The organism is Enterobacter cloacae complex sp. 394I7, from assembly GCF_057320345.1.
Genome location: NZ_JBXWCR010000014.1, coordinates 25,261 through 42,250, shown reverse-complemented (window position 1 = coordinate 42,250; position 16,990 = coordinate 25,261). Strand labels below are relative to the sequence as shown.

Annotated in this window: 18 protein-coding genes and 1 other annotated feature; of the genes, 8 read left to right on the top strand and 10 right to left on the bottom strand. The window is 53.1% G+C overall.

Translation table 11 applies throughout. The features are described from left to right. Positions 1-448: 448 nt before the first annotated feature. The 3 genes from clpB to rluD form a co-directional block, all read right to left on the bottom strand. Positions 449-3,022 carry an ATP-dependent chaperone ClpB gene (gene clpB / locus AC2FAP_RS23660; RefSeq protein ID WP_449541537.1) on the bottom strand — a complete coding sequence of 858 codons (2,574 nt, stop codon included), beginning with the start codon at positions 3,020-3,022 and terminating at the stop codon, positions 449-451. Positions 3,023-3,151: 129 nt separating this feature from the next. Continuing rightward, entirely contained in the window at positions 3,152-3,883 is a 732-nt protein-coding gene (gene yfiH / locus AC2FAP_RS23655) for a purine nucleoside phosphorylase YfiH (protein ID WP_020883923.1), read from the bottom strand. Further along, positions 3,880-4,860 (bottom strand): 23S rRNA pseudouridine(1911/1915/1917) synthase RluD, encoded by a 981-nt coding sequence (gene rluD / locus AC2FAP_RS23650; RefSeq protein WP_014171235.1) that lies wholly within the window; start codon positions 4,858-4,860, stop codon positions 3,880-3,882. Before rluD ends, yfiH begins: the two co-directional genes overlap by 4 nt. Before the next feature lie 131 nt (positions 4,861-4,991). Here rluD and bamD point away from each other — a divergent pair, with 131 nt between their 5' ends. The 4 genes from bamD (at position 4,992) to pheA (ending at position 7,757) form a co-directional block, all read left to right on the top strand. After that, positions 4,992-5,729 carry an outer membrane protein assembly factor BamD gene (gene bamD, locus AC2FAP_RS23645; RefSeq protein ID WP_013098339.1) on the top strand — a complete coding sequence of 246 codons (738 nt, stop codon included), beginning with the start codon at positions 4,992-4,994 and terminating at the stop codon, positions 5,727-5,729. Positions 5,730-5,996: 267 nt separating this feature from the next. Then, positions 5,997-6,338, top strand: a complete 342-nt coding sequence (gene raiA / locus AC2FAP_RS23640) for a ribosome-associated translation inhibitor RaiA (protein WP_003863162.1) — start codon at positions 5,997-5,999, stop codon at positions 6,336-6,338. 103 nt (positions 6,339-6,441) lie between these two features. After that, positions 6,442-6,567, top strand: a sequence feature (Phe leader region). After that, positions 6,443-6,490: a pheA operon leader peptide PheL gene (gene pheL, locus AC2FAP_RS23635; RefSeq protein ID WP_001386991.1), complete on the top strand. Its 48-nt coding sequence runs from the start codon at positions 6,443-6,445 to the stop codon at positions 6,488-6,490. It overlaps the preceding feature by 48 nt. 29 nt (positions 6,568-6,596) lie before the next feature. After that, on the top strand, positions 6,597-7,757 hold the full coding sequence (pheA, locus tag AC2FAP_RS23630) for a bifunctional chorismate mutase/prephenate dehydratase (protein ID WP_219372340.1): 1,161 nt from the start codon (positions 6,597-6,599) through the stop codon (positions 7,755-7,757). On the opposite strand, the gene AC2FAP_RS23625 is transcribed toward pheA, so the two are convergent. Genes AC2FAP_RS23625 through aroF form a run of 3 tightly spaced genes read right to left on the bottom strand, consistent with a single transcriptional unit; the run spans position 7,754 to position 10,889 of the window. Further along, positions 7,754-8,626, bottom strand: coding sequence for an SMP-30/gluconolactonase/LRE family protein (locus AC2FAP_RS23625; RefSeq protein ID WP_449541536.1), 873 nt, complete (start codon positions 8,624-8,626; stop codon positions 7,754-7,756). The genes pheA and AC2FAP_RS23625 overlap by 4 nt on opposite strands. Before the next feature lie 60 nt (positions 8,627-8,686). Next, positions 8,687-9,808: a bifunctional chorismate mutase/prephenate dehydrogenase gene (gene tyrA, locus AC2FAP_RS23620; protein ID WP_014171239.1), complete on the bottom strand. Its 1,122-nt coding sequence runs from the start codon at positions 9,806-9,808 to the stop codon at positions 8,687-8,689. A gap of 10 nt (positions 9,809-9,818) precedes the next feature. Beyond that, the gene (gene aroF, locus AC2FAP_RS23615; protein ID WP_032680469.1) at positions 9,819-10,889 is read right to left on the bottom strand and encodes a 3-deoxy-7-phosphoheptulonate synthase AroF; all 1,071 of its coding nucleotides are present in this window, start codon (positions 10,887-10,889) and stop codon (positions 9,819-9,821) included. Between the two features lie 213 nt (positions 10,890-11,102). Between aroF and AC2FAP_RS23610 the strand changes: the two genes are divergently transcribed. The 4 genes from AC2FAP_RS23610 (at position 11,103) to AC2FAP_RS23595 (ending at position 13,878) form a co-directional block, all read left to right on the top strand. Further along, on the top strand, positions 11,103-11,477 hold the full coding sequence (locus AC2FAP_RS23610; protein WP_020883919.1) for a DUF2799 domain-containing protein: 375 nt from the start codon (positions 11,103-11,105) through the stop codon (positions 11,475-11,477). A gap of 201 nt (positions 11,478-11,678) precedes the next feature. Beyond that, positions 11,679-12,167: a regulatory sequestration protein YfiR gene (gene yfiR / locus AC2FAP_RS23605; protein ID WP_020883918.1), complete on the top strand. Its 489-nt coding sequence runs from the start codon at positions 11,679-11,681 to the stop codon at positions 12,165-12,167. Then, positions 12,160-13,380 carry a diguanylate cyclase DgcN/YfiN gene (gene dgcN, locus AC2FAP_RS23600; RefSeq protein ID WP_047366092.1) on the top strand — a complete coding sequence of 407 codons (1,221 nt, stop codon included), beginning with the start codon at positions 12,160-12,162 and terminating at the stop codon, positions 13,378-13,380. Before yfiR ends, dgcN begins: the two co-directional genes overlap by 8 nt. Positions 13,381-13,392: 12 nt before the next feature. After that, on the top strand, positions 13,393-13,878 hold the full coding sequence (locus AC2FAP_RS23595; RefSeq protein WP_014171244.1) for an OmpA family protein: 486 nt from the start codon (positions 13,393-13,395) through the stop codon (positions 13,876-13,878). A gap of 2 nt (positions 13,879-13,880) precedes the next feature. Here the strand turns inward: AC2FAP_RS23595 and AC2FAP_RS23590 are convergent, their stop codons facing one another. The 4 genes from AC2FAP_RS23590 to trmD form a co-directional block, all read right to left on the bottom strand. After that, complete coding sequence (locus tag AC2FAP_RS23590; protein WP_449541535.1) at positions 13,881-15,251, bottom strand: PepSY-associated TM helix domain-containing protein; 1,371 nt, start codon at positions 15,249-15,251, stop codon at positions 13,881-13,883. 36 nt (positions 15,252-15,287) lie between these two features. After that, on the bottom strand, positions 15,288-15,692 hold the full coding sequence (locus tag AC2FAP_RS23585; protein WP_449541534.1) for a DUF2946 domain-containing protein: 405 nt from the start codon (positions 15,690-15,692) through the stop codon (positions 15,288-15,290). A 131-nt stretch (positions 15,693-15,823) separates the two neighbouring features. Next, the gene (gene rplS, locus AC2FAP_RS23580; protein WP_002914145.1) at positions 15,824-16,171 is read right to left on the bottom strand and encodes a 50S ribosomal protein L19; all 348 of its coding nucleotides are present in this window, start codon (positions 16,169-16,171) and stop codon (positions 15,824-15,826) included. Between the two features lie 43 nt (positions 16,172-16,214). Further along, positions 16,215-16,982 carry a tRNA (guanosine(37)-N1)-methyltransferase TrmD gene (trmD, locus tag AC2FAP_RS23575; protein WP_014171247.1) on the bottom strand — a complete coding sequence of 256 codons (768 nt, stop codon included), beginning with the start codon at positions 16,980-16,982 and terminating at the stop codon, positions 16,215-16,217. Between the last annotated feature and the right edge of the window lie 8 nt (positions 16,983-16,990).

The window sequence follows — 16,990 nt, the reverse complement described above, 5'->3', positions numbered from 1 at the left end:
CATGATCAAACTCTTCAATTTAAGTTTGATGCTCGTGAATTAAACTTCGTAATGAATTACGTATGTTCACTCAGAGACTTGGTATTCATTTAGTGTCCGAAGACATTAAGAATCCATGTCACTTTGAGTGCCCACACAGATTGTCTGATAAATTGTTAAAGAGCAGTGCCGCTTCGTTTTCGCTGCGGCGCGGGGTGTGCATATTACGCTTTCCCGCTTCAGAGTCAAGCATTTATTTTCGCTTATCTCTGCTGACCCGGCGGCGTGTGTGCCGTTGTTCCGTGTCAGTGGAGGCGCATTATAGGGGGTAATTCTGAAGCTGCAAGGATAAAGTGAAAATTATTTACTGACTGCTCACTTTCCAGGCAATTTGCATCCCAGACCTCAATTCTGGCCTGGTTTTTAAACAAAAACGAGCCGCAAGCGGCCCGTTTTTGCGTTTTGTGACTTACTGCACTGCCACAATTTTGTCGTCGTTGGCTTCCAGACGGATAACTTTGCCCGGAATCAGCTCCCCGGAGAGTATCTGCTGCGCCAGTGGGTTTTCGATCTGTTGCTGGATTGCGCGTTTCAGCGGACGCGCCCCATAAACCGGATCGTACCCATTTGCGCTCAAGAGCTTCAGCGCATCATCGGAGATGTGAATTTCATATCCACGCTCTTCCAGACGTTTATACAGACGCTGCAGCTGAATCTGCGCAATCGACGCAATATGTTTCTCACCCAGAGGATGGAACACTACCACTTCATCAATACGGTTAATGAACTCTGGACGGAAGCTATGGCTTACCACGCCCATCACCAGATCCTTCATATGGCCGTAGTCCAGTTCACCGAAACGTTCCTGAATCAAATCGGAACCCAGGTTCGAGGTCATGATCACTACCGTGTTACGGAAGTCGACCGTTCTCCCCTGGCCGTCAGTCAGCCGTCCATCGTCAAGAACCTGCAGCAGAATGTTGAACACATCCGGATGCGCTTTTTCCACTTCATCCAGCAGGATGACGGAATAAGGACGACGGCGCACCGCTTCTGTCAGGTAGCCACCTTCTTCATAACCCACATATCCTGGAGGCGCACCGACCAGTCGCGAAACGGAGTGTTTCTCCATAAACTCGGACATATCGATACGCACCATCGCATCATCGCTGTCAAACATGAAGTTAGCCAGCGCCTTACACAGTTCGGTTTTACCGACACCCGTAGGCCCCAGGAACAGGAACGAACCGATCGGACGATTAGGGTCAGACAACCCTGCACGGCTACGGCGAATGGCATTAGAGACCGCTTCAACCGCCTCGTTCTGACCAATCACGCGATGATGCAGATCCTGCTCCATGCGCAGCAGTTTGTCGCGTTCGCTTTCCATCATGCGCGCAACCGGAATACCGGTCCAGCGAGCCAGCACTTCAGCGATCTCCTCATCCGTTACTTTGTTTCGTAACAGACGCATCGTTTTGCCTTCCGACTGCGTGGCGATCTCAAGCTGTTTCTCAAGCTCAGGAATTTTGCCGTACTGCAGTTCAGACATTCGCGCCAGGTCACCCACACGACGCGCTTGCTCAATGGCAATTTTCGCCTGTTCCAGTTCAGCTTTAATTGTCTGAGTACCCGAGAGTGAAGCTTTCTCCGCTTTCCACTCTTCTTCCAGCTCAGAGTACTGACGCTCTTTATCGTCCAGTTCTTCGTTGAGCATATCCAGCCGTTTCTTACTGGCTTCATCAGACTCTTTCTTCAGTGCCTGCTGTTCCAGTTTGAGCTGGATGATGCGACGGTCGAGCCTGTCCAGCTCTTCCGGTTTCGAGTCAATCTGCATACGAATGCTCGAGGCCGCTTCATCAATAAGGTCGATTGCTTTATCGGGCAACTGACGGTCAGCGATATAACGATGCGAAAGCGTGGCCGCTGCAACAATCGCCGGGTCAGTAATCTGCACATGGTGGTGCAGTTCATAACGTTCTTTCAGCCCACGCAAAATCGCGATGGTATCTTCAACGCTTGGCTCAGCAACAAACACTTTCTGGAAACGACGCTCCAGCGCAGCATCTTTTTCGATGTACTGACGGTACTCATCCAGCGTGGTAGCCCCTACGCAGTGAAGTTCCCCACGTGCCAGGGCTGGTTTCAGCATATTACCGGCATCCATCGCGCCGTCCGCTTTACCCGCGCCGACCATAGTGTGCAGTTCGTCAATAAACAGGATGACGTTGCCTTCCTGTTTCGCCAGATCGTTAAGCACGCCTTTCAGACGCTCTTCGAACTCACCGCGGTATTTCGCCCCGGCCACCAGCGCACCCATGTCGAGCGCCAGTACACGACGACCTTTCAGCCCTTCCGGCACTTCACCGTTCACAATGCGCTGCGCCAGACCTTCGACGATGGCGGTTTTACCGACCCCCGGCTCACCAATCAGCACCGGGTTGTTTTTGGTACGACGCTGCAGTACCTGGATAGTACGGCGAATCTCTTCATCACGGCCGATCACCGGGTCAAGCTTGCCCTGCTCGGCACGCTCGGTCAGGTCGACCGTAAATTTTTTCAAAGCCTGACGTTGGTCTTCGGCTCCCTGATCGTTCACGCTTTCACCTCCGCGCATTTTCTCAATCGCCTGAGTCACATTGGCGGTGGTTGCGCCGGCAGATTTCAGCAGGTCGGTCAAGGTACCGCGTGATTCAAGCGCCGCCAGAACGAAAAGTTCTGACGAAATAAAGTTGTCCCCACGTTTTTGCGCCAGCTTGTCGCAAAGATTCAACACACGCACCAGATCCTGAGACGGCTGAACGTCGCCACCGGTACCTTCTACCTGGGGTAAACGGCTCAGAGCCTGATCGATGGCGGTGCGTAACTGGCCAGCATTAATGCCGGCAGACGTTAATAACGGACGTACCGATCCCCCTTCCTGATTCAGCAAGGCGCTCATTAAATGAAGAGGTTCGATGAATTGGTTGTCGTGCCCCAGTGCAAGGGACTGGGCATCGGCGAGAGCAAGCTGGAATTTATTAGTAAGACGATCCAGACGCATAACTCCTCCCATAACAGGTCAAATTTGCTACTGGAGATTAAATGAGGTCATCCCTCAATTATTCAAGGTTAATGACCTGAATTATGTGAAAAGAAAACGGCACGTTCCGGATCGTCTTGATTCTTTAGGTTATATCAGCCAAATAAAACTTGCCATACGACCTGTCGTCTTGTCGCGGCGATAAGAGAAAAAATCACCCTTTTCGGTGAAGGTACAGCGATCGCCGCCGAAGATCTGCGTCACGCCGACATTATTCAGGCGCTGGCGGGCCAACAGGTAAATATCGGCCAGATATTTTTCACCGGCAGGAAGGAAAGCATCCGCGGCTTGCAGATCTTTCTCCATAAAGGCTTCGCGGACCTCTGGCCCCACTTCAAACGCACGAGGACCAATGGCCGGGCCGAGCCAGGCCATGATATTCGCAGGGTCATCTTTAAAGCAGGCGACGGTCTCTTCGAGCACACCTTCACACAGACCACGCCAGCCCGCATGCGCTGCTGCCACCTCGGTACCGGCACGGTTACAGAACAGAACCGGCAGGCAATCGGCAGTCATTACCGCACATACCGTTCCCGGGGTATCACTGTAAGACGCATCGGCCCGTTTAGACGCATAGGGTTCGCCCGTTAACGGCAGTACCGTTTTACCGTGAACCTGTTCCAGCCAGACCGGTTTCGACGGTAAATTCCCGGCAGCAAACAGGCGTTTGCGGTTTTCTTCAACGTGCTCCAGGTTGTCACCACAGTGTGCGCCGAGATTCAAAGATTCCCACGCGCCCTGGCTCACACCGCCGATACGGGTTGAACTGCAGGCAGCCACGCCCTCAGGCAGTGGCCACTCCGGGACAATCAGTTTGGTCATAACCAGTCCACTTGATCTTTATGTTCTTCAAAATCAACACGCATGGCGTCAATAAGGTCGACCATATCCTGTGGGATCGGCGCGTGCCATTCCATCTGAATACCGGTGATAGGATGGTAAAGACGCAGCATCGTTGCGTGCAGCGCCTGGCGATCAAACTTACGCAGTACGCTAATAAACTCATCCGATGCGCCTTTTGGCGGACGCGGACGACCACCGTAGACCTGATCGCCCACTAGCGGATGGGTAATGTGCGCCATATGAACACGGATCTGGTGAGTACGACCGGTTTCCAGACGCAGACGCAGACGCGTGTGAATGCGGAAGTGTTCCATAATGCGGTAGTGCGTCACCGCAGGCTTACCCATCGGGTGCACCGACATATGGGTACGTTTGGTTGGGTGACGGCTGATAGGTTCTTCCACCGTGCCACCAGCGGTCATATGACCAATGGCCACCGCTTCATATTCACGGGTGATTTCACGCAGCTGCAGAGATTCCACCAGACGTGTCTGAGCTGGAACGGTCTTTGCCACCACCATCAGACCCGTGGTGTCTTTATCCAGACGGTGAACGATGCCGGCGCGCGGAACATCCACGATAGGCGGGTAATAATGGAGAAGTGCGTTAAGCACTGTGCCATCAGGGTTCCCCGCGCCCGGATGAACAACCAGGTCACGTGGCTTGTTGATCACCAGGATGTCATCATCTTCATAGACGATGTTCAGCGGGATATCCTGCGGCTCGAAGCGGATATCCTCTTCGATTTCAGCATTGATGGCGACGGCTTCCCCACCTAACACTTTCTCTTTTGGTTTGTCCCAGATCTTGCCGTTTACCAGCACGCGCTGGTCAAGGATCCATTCTTTTATGCGTGAACGCGAATAATCAGGGAACAATTCGGCCAAAGCCTGATCTAAGCGTTGCCCGAGCTGATTTTCGGAGACTGTTGCGGTGAGTTCTACTCGTTGTGCCATAAACTGCTTCTTCGTTTAACGTTGGGTTTTACGGCTTTGCCGTTTAATATAGTGTGCTATTGTAGCTGGTCTTAATCGGGAGCAGGAACAGAGTTTCTCCCGGACAAACATTTGAGGAAAGTCAAAACGTCATGACGCGCATGAAATATCTGGTGGCAGCGGCCACGTTGAGCCTGGCTTTGGTGGGCTGCTCCGGTTCAAATGAACAGGTCCCTGACAATCCGCCGAATGAAATCTATGCGACTGCACAACAAAAGTTGCAGGACGGTAACTGGAAACAGGCGATAACGCAACTGGAAGCGTTGGATAATCGCTATCCATTTGGTCCGTATTCGCAGCAGGTACAGTTAGATCTCATCTATGCCTACTATAAAAATGCCGATCTGCCGCTGGCTCAGGCAACCATCGATCGTTTCATGCGTCTGAACCCGACTCATCCTAACATCGATTACGTCATGTACATGCGCGGTCTTACCAACATGGCGCTGGACGACAGTGCCCTGCAAGGTTTCTTCGGTGTGGATCGCTCTGACCGTGACCCGCAGCATGCGCGTGATGCTTTCAACGACTTCTCCAAACTGGTGCGCGGCTACCCGAACAGCCAGTACGTCACTGACGCGACCAAACGTCTGGTGTTCCTGAAAGATCGTCTGGCGAAATACGAATACTCCGTTGCGGAATACTATACCCGCCGTGGCGCATGGGTTGCCGTGGTTAATCGTGTAGAAGGTATGCTGCGTGATTACCCGGATACACAGGCAACGCGTGATGGCCTGAAGCTGATGGAAAATGCTTACCGTCAGATGCAGATGACCGCACAGGCTGACAAAGTGGCGAAAATCATCGCCGCGAACAGCAGCAACACCTGATATTGCCTCAATGCAAAACGGCAGCCTTCGGGCTGCCGTTTTTTTATGCGTTCAGAGATCAGCTGAAGCGGTTTAGCCTCAACACATCCTATCAACTATGACCGCAAATCGGGCCTTCCACAAGGTAAATATCACCTCTTCCTGCCCTGCCTCACAAAAAACATTCCCTGACAAAAACCGACAAAATAACGTGATCTAAATCACACATTTTGACATTAGGACAGGTATGCTGGAATCACCAAGACGGAAAGACAAGAGGTAAAATTTATGACAATGAACATTACCAGTAAACAAATGGAAATTACTCCGGCAATCCGCCAACACGTCGCAGACCGTCTCGCCAAACTGGATAAATGGCAAACACATTTGATTAACCCACATATCATCCTGTCCAAGGAGCCGCAAGGTTTCATCGCTGACGCAACTATCAATACTCCAAACGGCCATCTGGTCGCCAGCGCAAAACATGAGGATATGTACACCGCTATTAACGATTTGATCAACAAGCTGGAACGGCAGCTCAATAAAGTGCAACACAAAGGTGAAGCCCGTCGCGCCGCAACGTCGGTGAAAGACGCCAGCTTCGCGGAAGAAGTTGAAGAAGAGTAATCCTTTAAATTGAGTTTACCGCCAACGCGCCTTCGGGCGCGTTTTTTATTGACAGCGTGAAAACAGTACGGGTACTTTAACGGTATCAACGACAGGATGATTTCATGAAACACACACCGTTTTTCTTCGCATTCTTTTTTACCTTCCCCTGATTGGGAGGCGTTTCGTCGTGTGATAAAGAATGCGAAGACGAACAACAAGGCCTCCCACACCGGGAGGCCTTTTTTATTAATAACGATAAACGAGACAGGCAACACTATGACACCGGAAAACCCGTTACTGGACCTGCGAGTGAAAATCAGCGCACTGGACGAAAAATTACTGGCCCTGCTGGCAGAACGTCGCACACTCGCCATCGAAGTGGGAAAAGCCAAGCTGGACTCCCATCGGCCGGTGCGTGATATTGACCGTGAACGCGACCTGCTGGAACGCCTGATTCAGCTTGGCAAAGCGCACCACCTCGACGCCCATTACATCACCCGTTTGTTCCAGCTCATCATCGAAGACTCCGTTCTGACCCAGCAAGCGCTACTCCAGCAGCATCTGAATAAAACGAACCCGCACTCTGCACGTGTCGCCTTCCTCGGCCCTAAAGGCTCTTACTCTCACCTTGCCGCGCGCCAGTACGCAGCGCGTCATTTCGAAGAGTTTATTGAAAGCGGCTGCGCAAAATTTGCTGATATTTTCAATCAGGTCGAAACCGGACAGGCGGATTACGCCGTCGTACCGATTGAAAACACCAGCTCAGGCGCCATTAACGACGTGTACGATCTTCTGCAGCACACTACGCTGTCGCTGGTTGGCGAGATGACCATCCCTATCGATCACTGCGTACTGGTCTCTGGCTCAACCGACCTGAGCCAAATCGAGACGGTGTACAGTCACCCACAACCGTTCCAGCAGTGCAGTCAGTTCCTCAACCGTTATCCGAACTGGAAAATTGAGTACACCGAAAGCACTTCTGCGGCGATGGAAAAAGTGATGCAGGCAAATTCCCCGACGGTGGCCGCGCTTGGCAGCGAGGCGGGCGGAGCGCTGTATGGGCTGCAGGTACTGGAACGCAACCTGGCGAACCAGACGCAAAATATCACCCGCTTCGTGGTACTGGCCCGTAAAGCCATCAATGTCTCTGAGCAGGTTCCGGCTAAAACGACGCTGCTGATGGCGACCGGGCAGCAGGCGGGTGCGCTGGTTGAGGCCCTGCTGGTACTGCGTAACCACAACCTGATCATGACGAAGCTGGAATCGCGCCCGATTCATGGTAATCCGTGGGAAGAGATGTTTTATCTGGATATCCAGGCCAACCTGGAATCTGCATCCATGCAGAAAGCCCTGCGTGAACTGGGTGAAATCACCCGCTCAATGAAAGTGCTGGGCTGCTATCCGAGCGAAAACGTCGTGCCGGTTGACCCCACTTAACGTTCGATAAAGCGGCTTTTCTTCATCCCTGCCACGCTAACGGGCAGGGTGAAGATGGCGCCGGAGAGCGGATACTGCGCCACTTCATCCGCATCCATATTTTCCCGCGTGGTCGTGATAAACAGGGTTTTCATATCCTCGCCGCCAAAGCAGACCATCGTCGGACAACGAACCGGCATGCGATGCTCTTCCAGTTGTTCCCCCTGCGGTGAAAAGCGCGCGATACGCCAGCCATCAAACATTGCGCTCCAGTAGCAGCCTTCTTCATCCATCGCAGCACCGTCGGGTATGCCCTCCCCCTCTTTAAAGCGGCGGAATATATCGCGTTTCCCCGGCTCACCTTGCTCATCAAGCGGCGTGCGGTAGATAACGCCATTTGGCGTGTCAGAGGTGAACATCCACTGTTTGTCCGGGCTGAATGCCAGACCGTTGTGCCCGTGAATATCACACTGGATCACTTTCGGCGTCAGGTCATTATCGATACGCATCAGCATGGCGCCGTTGTAATCCCCCGGCCCCCAGAAGGTTCCCGCATAGAACCGTCCATGATGATCGGTACCTCCATCATTAAAACGCGCCAGTTGCGGGTTAGAGGGGTTATCACACACCTTGCGCTGAAGCAGGCCGTGCTTGTCAGCAAGCCAGATGCCATTGCGCATCGCGACGATAAAGCCGCCACGCTCACGCAGAGCGAAACAGCCTACTTCTTCATGGAAAGAGAGTACCGTGTGTTCCGCGGTAGGCAGATGATAACGGTGGATCTCCCCCTCCAGAATATCTGCCCAGTAAAGCGCATGCTCTTCGGCACTCCATGTCGGACATTCGGGCAGATGCCCGGTGTAATTCAACAGCGGCTGCGGTTCGGCCATAACAGTTCCCCAAAAGGAAAAAAGCCAGCATTGCTGGCTTTTAGTATATACATCATCGCATTACTGGCGACTGTCATTTGCCTGACGCAAAAGCGTGCGGCTCTCACTCTGAAAACGTTGTGCATAATCGCCAAACCAGTGCTCGACTTTACGGAAGCTGTCGATAAACGCCTGTTTATCGCCATGCTCCAGTAAGGTGATCGCTTCACCAAACCGCTGGTAGTAACGTTTGATAAGCGCCAGGTTGTTCTCAGAGGACATAATAATGTCGGCGTAAAGCTGTGGATCCTGAGCGAACAAACGCCCGACCATCGCCAGCTCCAGGCGATAGATCGGTGAAGAGAGCGCCAGCAGCTGTTCAAGCTGCACATTCTCTTCCGCCAGATGCAAACCGTAGGCAAAGGTCGCAAAGTGGCGCAGCGCCTGAATGAACGCCATGTTCTGATCGTGCTCTACCGCGCTGATCCGGTGCAACCTGGCACCCCATACCTGAATCTGTTCCAGGAACCACTGATAGGCCTCCGGCTGACGACCATCGCAGTACACCACAACCTGCTTCGCCAGGCTGCCACTGTCCGGACCAAACATCGGGTGCAGGCCAAGCACCGGGCCAGTATGCGCCGCCAGCATCGCCTGCAGGGGGCCATTTTTGACCGATGCAAGGTCAACCAGGATGCAATCTTTCGGCAACGGTGGAAGCTTGCCGATGATCTGCTCCGTCACGTGGATAGGCACGCTGACGATAACCATCCCCGCATCGGCCATCAGCGCTGGCGCGTGTTCCCAGTCCTCTTTTTCCAGAATGCGAACCTGATAACCAGAAAGCGTCAGCATTTTTTCAAACAGACGCCCCATCTGGCCCGCACCACCCACAATAACCACCGGGCGCAGGGACGGACAGAGGGTTTTGAAGCCCTTATCGTTTTCGCTGGAATAGGATTCCCGCATTACGCGACGCAAGACATCTTCAATCAGATCCGGCGAGACGCCCAGCGCCTGGGCCTCTTTGCGCCGCGAGGCCAGCATGGATGCCTCACGCTCCGGGACGTAAATCGGCAGGCCGTATTTGCTTTTTACCTCACCCACTTCGGCAACCAGAGCCATACGGCGCGCCAGCAGGTCCAGCAACGCCTTATCCACTTCATCAATTTGATCGCGTAACGCGGTCAATTCAGCAACCATAACTACCCTCTTAAGCCAGACGCGTCGCCAGCTGGCCGCTTACATCTTTATGGATCTCACGCAGCAGCGCGTCGGTGGTTTCCCAGCTGATGCAGGCATCCGTGACGGATACGCCGTGCTTCATTGCGCTGCGCGGTTGTTCAGATGACTGATTGCCTTCATGAATATTGCTCTCAATCATCAGACCGATAATAGAACGGTTGCCGTCTTTTATCTGTGCCACCACAGATTCCGCAACCGCAGGCTGACGACGGTAATCTTTATTCGAATTACCATGACTGCAATCTACCATCAGTGCCGGGCGCAGTCCCGCCTGCTCCATCTCTTTTTCACACTGTGCCACATCTGCCGGGCTGTAGTTCGGTGCTTTACCACCGCGCAGGATCACGTGACCATCCGGGTTACCCTGCGTTTGCAGGAGGCAAACCTGCCCCGCCTGGTTAATGCCAACAAAACGGTGCGGCATTGCCGCGGCACGCATGGCGTTAATTGCAGTGGCCAGGCTGCCATCGGTACCGTTTTTAAAACCAACCGGCATCGACAGGCCAGACGCCATCTCGCGGTGGGTTTGTGATTCCGTGGTACGTGCCCCAATGGCAGACCAGCTAAACAGGTCGCCCAGGTACTGCGGGCTGTTCGGATCCAGCGCTTCAGTGGCCAGCGGCAGCCCCATGCTGACCAACTCCACCAGCAGGCGACGCGCAATTTTCAGCCCTGCTTCCACATCAAACGAGCCATCCATGTGCGGATCGTTAATCAACCCTTTCCAGCCAACGGTGGTACGTGGCTTCTCAAAATAGACGCGCATTACCAGATAGAGGCTATCGCTGACCTCCTCCGCTAACGTTTTAAATCGACGAGCGTACTCAATGGCGGCTTCAGGATCGTGAATAGAACAAGGACCACATACCACCAGCAGGCGCGGATCGCGGCCAGCGATAATGTCTGAAATGGTCTGACGCGAGTGCTCAATTTGAGCCTCCTGCGCGACGCTAAGCGGGAATTCCGCTTTCAGTTGATCCGGAGTAATCAAAATCTGTTCGTCAGTGATATGTACGTTGTTCAGCGCGTCTTTTTGCATGATTGCGATCCTGTAAAGCTCGTTTGCGATATTGTTTTCCTCGAAGAGGTGAAACAACGATACCATAACAAGTAAAGATTTCAATCCAAAATACGTACACTTTTCTTTACGAATGCCAATTTATTGCAAAAATCAGCCGCCATATCCGTAAACTTTAAATTACACCCCTTCTTTCCGTTACCAGGCTATGCTGAAGAAAAAAGGAGAATGGCTATGCGTTCAATTGCTCTGGTGCTGTTGTCGCTCATTTTATCGGGTTGCCAAATCAATCCTTATACCTTCCACCCGGACTGGACCAGCCCCAGCTGGTTTGATGCAGGTAAAGAAGACGCTATGAATGGTCTGCCGGTTAAAGATAACCAGACGCTGGCCGATAATTTTAATGATCCGCATGTTGATCGTAGTGAATATCTCCGGGGATATGCAGACGGACAGAAGAAAGTGTGTGAAGAAGGTTTTCTCCACGCCTGGGGATTAGCGGGCAAATCTTTTCCTGCCAGCTGCGATACTGCTGAAAATGCAGCAAAACTGCACGAGTCATGGCAAAAAGGCATGGATGAAAGCATGCGCTCCAGCAGACTTAATTAAGCCTCTTTTTATTCACCGGAATATAACAAAGTGTAGGATTTAGCTTAGGTCGAGGCAGGGAAAATTCTGACATAATGACGGCTTTGGTAAACAATGGTATTCTGCCCACAACTCTTAAGGACATCTATTTCCGGAGCGAAGTGGCGGATTCTGGTGAGAAATTTATCCTTGATCTCTTTTTTCCGACTCACTCTGGTGCTAATGCTGTTCCTTATGGTGGGCGCAGCGGCGGCAGGCACGTTCACCGAAACCGATAAATCGGTACGTTCGATCGTTTCAGGTATTGTGAGCTACACCCGATGGCCGTCACTTTCCGGCCAGCCAAAACTCTGTGTTTATGCTTCTTCTCACTACACGCATGCACTCACCAGCAAGGACGGGCAAAGCGAATTACCTTATACCCCCGTTATTGTGCGTAACGATCAGGAAGCCCTGTCCGCTACGTGTGATGCTATTTATTTCGGGGCGGAATCCCCCGTAAAACAACGTGAATTAATAAGTCAGTATCAGGGCAGAGCATTGCTATTAATCTCAGAGCAAAATCCGGAATGTATTATTGGCAGCGCCTTTTGCCTGATAATTGATCGCAACCATGTCCGGTTTTCCGTCAATCTGGATGCGCTGACTCGCAGTGGCGTGAGAGTCAATCCGGATGTATTAATGCTCGCACGGAATAAGCAGCATGGATAAAGATTTCACTTCAGCGCCACGTCCGACGTTTAAAAGAACACTCAGACGAATCAGCATGATAAGCGTCATCATCACGATGACATTAATATGGCTGCTCCTCTGTTTTGCCTCCGTCGTGACATTAAAGCAATACGCACAAAAGAATCTCGAATTAACCGGCGCCACCATGAGCCACAGCCTTGAAGCCTCCCTGGTGTTCAACGATTCAGTGGCAGCCAATGAAACGCTTGCCGCCCTTGGCAAACAGGGCCAGTTTGCCGTGGCTGAAGTCCTCAACGTGCACAAAAAACGCTTTGCGTACTGGTCGTGGAACCCGGCGGATAACAACGACACTCTGGGCGCACTGGTCAGCCGCTGGCTTTTCCCCGAGCCGATTTCCCAGCCCGTATTCCATAACGGCTCAACGATTGGCGAAATACGCCTTACCGCGCGTGACAGCCTGATAAGCCACTTCATCTGGATGTCGTTTGCCGTTCTCACCGGCTGTATTCTGTTTGCGACGGTGGTCGCACTGACCATTACGCAATCCTTGCATCACGGCATGGTTACAGCGCTGCAAAACATTACTGACGTCGTTCATGACGTACGCACTAACCGTAACTTCTCCCGACGGGTGAAAGACGGGCGCATTGAAGAATTTCACCAGTTTGGCGAGGACTTCAACAGCCTTCTGGATGAAATGGAGGAGTGGCAGCTTAAACTGCAGGCGAAAAACGCCCAGCTATTACGCACCGCCATGCACGACCCGCTGACGGGTCTTGCCAACCGTGCGGCGTTTCGTAACAGCATCGCGGCATTAATGAATGACCCCTCAGCAAAAACAAACTCGGCCCTGCTCTTCCTCGACGGTGATAATTTTAAGTTTATTAATGACACCTGGGGACACGCGGCAGGAGACTGTGTGCTGATTGAAGTCGCCAGAAGAATGGTCGAGTTCGGTGATAAGCGCCATCAGTCATACCGCCTTGGCGGCGACGAGTTTGCCATGGTGCTGTACGGCGTCCATTCAGAGCCTGAGGTTCAACATCTTTGTGCTGCCTTATCGCAGCAGTTTATCCGCCCGTTCGAATTGCATAACGGGCAAAAAGCATCAATGTCACTCAGTATTGGCTTTGCTCTGGCGTGGGAAAATGGTTCTGTGGAAGCATTACTGGAGAAAGCCGACCGCAATATGTACCTGGTTAAAAACCAGCGTACAAAAACGATAAATTAGAAGGGAAACGATATGTTAAAGCGATACTTCGCGCCGTTGTTATTAGCCTCAGTCGTGCTGGCAGGTTGCCAGTCACCGCCACAAGGCAAGTTCACTCCTGAGCAGATTGCGGCGATGAAGTCTTACGGTTTTAACGAACTGAACGGCGACTGGTCTCTTGGCCTGTCAGATACCATCCTGTTTGATAAAAATGACGCCAGGCTGCGTGCGGAAAGTGAAACGCAGATCAAGACCATGGCCTCTCGCCTCGCGGCAACCGGCCTGAACCACGCGCGTATGGACGGTCACACGGACAACTACGGCGAAGAGCGCTACAACGAAGCGCTGTCATTGAAACGTGCAAATGCGGTAGCCGACGCCTGGGCGAAGGGAGCCAATATCCCGCGCAGCAACCTCACCACGCAGGGGTTAGGCAAAAAATACCCTGTTGCGAGCAACAGTACTGCAAAAGGGCGCGCTGAAAACCGCCGGGTTGCGGTGGTTATCAGCACGCCATAAGGTTATTTAACCGATGATTCTGCGAGCGACACGCCTGTTGCCGCTCGCCAGCGCAGCCAGTCGACCAGCACAAACAGGGCCAGACTCACACCCATCACCGGCATCGCCAGCCCCAGCAGGACACTCACTATCGCCGTGACGGCTCTTCCCCATCCCGATAGCGCCAGCCAGCTCTGACAGAGCGTCTGAACCGGGTTCACGACCGATTGCGCCGGACGACGCATCCACCACATCAGGTATCCCCAGACGATCAGCACGCACAGGGCAATACCGAACGCGATCAGCAACAGCTGATTGGCCAGCCCAAACAAGATCCCCATGTGGAAATCCACGCCCCAGCGGGTCAGTTTTGCCATTAACGGGAAATCTTCAAACCGGGTTCTGTCCAGAATGTGCAGGGAGTGCGGATCGACCGACACCGCGTCGACCTGAGTCGGCCAGCTGCGATCGATTTCCGTCACGGTCCAGGCCTGTTCAGCCGTTTTCGCCGGGCGGATTTCGAGCTTGCTGGCATCTATACCCGCCGTACGGGCGGCATGCAGGACGTCATCAAAAAGCGTCGGATCCATCACCATCGCGGGCATCATCATCCCGCTATGATGCCCCCGGTGCTCAGCGTGCTCGTCCATGATGGCAGGCGCACCGGAGAGCGTAGTATTGACCTGCGGCGTAAGCCAGTTCATCCGGGCACGCAGTGTATCCACGTTACCGCCCGCCCACTGAGACCACGTCAGGCCTGTCGCTGAGAACAATAACATTCCCCCCAGCAACACCCAGCCCAGTGCCACATGCACACGACGGCGGTTCTGGAAACGGTTGTTCATCCGACGTTTTGGTCGGGTGTAAAACCACAGGGCGATTCCACCCAGCGCGGCAACCCACATCCAGGAGGCGGCCAGCTCGCTATAGAGACGCCCGACATCGCCAAGCATCAACGAGGTGTGCAGATAATCGATGGTCTGGCGCAACGGCAGAATGCCACTCGTGCCGTACACCGTCATATCGCCCCGCACCTCAAGGCTTACGGGATCCACAAAGATAGCGCGGTTCTCCGACGGGCCAAGCGCCGGGTCAGCGAACATCACGCGGGTAGTATCACCGTCAACCAGCCCCGGACGAACGGCATGCAGGCGCAGATCTGAACCCACGGCTTTTTCCGCCACGGCAATCTGCTCGGCCAGAGGCCGTGCCTCTCCCACCGAATCCGTGTGCAACGCGTGCCGGTAGAGCGTGTTTTCCAGCTGCGGCGTCGCCACATACAGCGTACCGGTCAGCGCGGCGAAGAAGATAAACGGGCCAACAAACAGCCCGACATAGAAATGGAGTCGACGCAGCAGGTTTCCCCATGCCGCGCGCGGAGTGCAGGTAGTCATACTTTTCCTTTTTAAGGCAAAAAGTTATCGATTTTTTTAAAGGGAAAAAGCAGACTGCCGCGGCGGCGCGCGGGTATCAGGAAAGAGCCAGGGGAAAAAGTACCAGTGGCTGACCGGCGGTTGCGGCGGTGTAACGCGACTCCTTTGCAGTACCACACTGAGCAGTACAATCAGCGCCAGTATCACGCCCGGCACATGCGCTAACAGTACACAGTAGCCACACGCTTCCGCATGGTCGACGGGCATCGAGTGCGGCATATCGCCATGGTGCTCATCCATCGACATCATGCTCATGTCATGATGCATTCCCGGCATGGCGCTCATGGGATCTTTTTGCAGCGAGATGGAGATAAGCGGCGCAACCACGATCAACAGGATCGCAAACAGCGCGGTCAAAGCCGCTGCGCGTTTCCAGTTATGCCGATGCAGTACGTTATCCACTTTCCCTCCCGTTAAGAGGCCAGCATTGTAAATGATTTATGACGAAAGGGTTAATGCGAGAGGTGCAATGGAATAAAAAAGGGCCAGCCTTTCGGCCAGCCCTTTTTAACAGGATGTCGCTTAAGCGAATCTTAGTTCAGACGCTCTTTAATACGAGCAGACTTACCAGTACGCTCACGCAGGTAGTACAGTTTAGCTTTACGTACAGCACCACGACGTTTAACAGCAATGCTGTCAACTACCGGAGAGTGAGTCTGGAAGACACGCTCAACGCCTTCGCCGTTGGAAATTTTACGAACAGTGAATGCAGAGTGCAGACCGCGGTTACGAATAGCGATAACCACGCCCTCGAATGCCTGCAGACGTTTTTTGGAACCTTCAACAACCCATACTTTCACTTCCACGGTGTCACCTGGACGGAAGGAAGGTACGTCCTGCTTCATCTGCTCTTGTTCAAGTTGCTTAATAATGTTGCTCATAATTTAATCTCTTATCCTGGGTAAACTGATATTCGGGAGCGTATTACGCATTCCCATCATGTTCATGCTGCTGTTGCGCGTGTTCTTTTTTGAACTCGGCCAGCAACTTTGCTTGCTCTTCAGTCAGAGCCAGGTTTTCCAGAAGTTCAGGTCTTCTAAGCCAGGTTCGGCCCAGCGACTGCTTCAAACGCCAGCGACGTATCTCAGCATGGTTTCCTGACAGTAACACCGCCGGTACTTCCATCCCTTCTAACACTTCAGGACGAGTATAGTGTGGACAGTCCAGCAACCCATCAGCAAAGGAATCTTCCGTTGCCGAAGCTTCATGGCCCAGTACACCCGGAATGAACCGGGCAACGGAGTCAATCAGCGTCATCGCTGGTAACTCACCACCGCTGAGTACGTAATCGCCGATAGACCATTCTTCGTCAATCTCGGTTTGAATTACGCGCTCATCTATCCCTTCGTAGCGACCACAGACCAGAATCAATTTTTGATTCGTCGCCAGTTCGCTGACGCCCGCTTGATCAAGCTTGCGTCCCTGAGGTGACAGATAAATCACCTTCGCGCCTTCACCTGCCGCGGCTTTTGCTGTGTGAATGGCGTCCCGTAAGGGTTGCACCATCATTAACATCCCCGGTCCGCCGCCGTAAGGACGATCGTCCACGGTACGGTGCCGGTCATGCGTAAAGTCACGAGGACTCCAGCTCTGGATGTTCAGCAGGCCATTCTTTACTGCCCGGCCAGTTACCCCGTAATCGGTAATCGCGCGGAACATTTCAGGAAACAGGCTAATTATGCCAATCCACATAGCGCCGT

Bases quoted from the DNA above. Each gene is read 5' to 3' on its own strand.
- AC2FAP_RS23595 (WP_014171244.1), top strand. From the start codon at position 13,393: ATGTTAAAGCGATACTTCGCGCCGTTGTTATTAGCCTCAGTCGTGCTG.
- AC2FAP_RS23590 (WP_449541535.1), bottom strand. From the start codon at position 15,251: ATGACTACCTGCACTCCGCGCGCGGCATGGGGAAACCTGCTGCGTCGA.
- clpB (WP_449541537.1), bottom strand. From the start codon at position 3,022: ATGCGTCTGGATCGTCTTACTAATAAATTCCAGCTTGCTCTCGCCGAT.
- bamD (WP_013098339.1), top strand. From the start codon at position 4,992: ATGACGCGCATGAAATATCTGGTGGCAGCGGCCACGTTGAGCCTGGCT.
- AC2FAP_RS23610 (WP_020883919.1), top strand. From the start codon at position 11,103: ATGCGTTCAATTGCTCTGGTGCTGTTGTCGCTCATTTTATCGGGTTGC.
- rluD (WP_014171235.1), bottom strand. From the start codon at position 4,860: ATGGCACAACGAGTAGAACTCACCGCAACAGTCTCCGAAAATCAGCTC.
- raiA (WP_003863162.1), top strand. From the start codon at position 5,997: ATGACAATGAACATTACCAGTAAACAAATGGAAATTACTCCGGCAATC.
- rplS (WP_002914145.1), bottom strand. From the start codon at position 16,171: ATGAGCAACATTATTAAGCAACTTGAACAAGAGCAGATGAAGCAGGAC.
- AC2FAP_RS23625 (WP_449541536.1), bottom strand. From the start codon at position 8,626: ATGGCCGAACCGCAGCCGCTGTTGAATTACACCGGGCATCTGCCCGAA.
- dgcN (WP_047366092.1), top strand. From the start codon at position 12,160: ATGGATAAAGATTTCACTTCAGCGCCACGTCCGACGTTTAAAAGAACA.
- yfiH (WP_020883923.1), bottom strand. From the start codon at position 3,883: ATGACCAAACTGATTGTCCCGGAGTGGCCACTGCCTGAGGGCGTGGCT.
- yfiR (WP_020883918.1), top strand. From the start codon at position 11,679: ATGCTGTTCCTTATGGTGGGCGCAGCGGCGGCAGGCACGTTCACCGAA.
- pheA (WP_219372340.1), top strand. From the start codon at position 6,597: ATGACACCGGAAAACCCGTTACTGGACCTGCGAGTGAAAATCAGCGCA.
- trmD (WP_014171247.1), bottom strand. From the start codon at position 16,982: ATGTGGATTGGCATAATTAGCCTGTTTCCTGAAATGTTCCGCGCGATT.
- aroF (WP_032680469.1), bottom strand. From the start codon at position 10,889: ATGCAAAAAGACGCGCTGAACAACGTACATATCACTGACGAACAGATT.
- tyrA (WP_014171239.1), bottom strand. From the start codon at position 9,808: ATGGTTGCTGAATTGACCGCGTTACGCGATCAAATTGATGAAGTGGAT.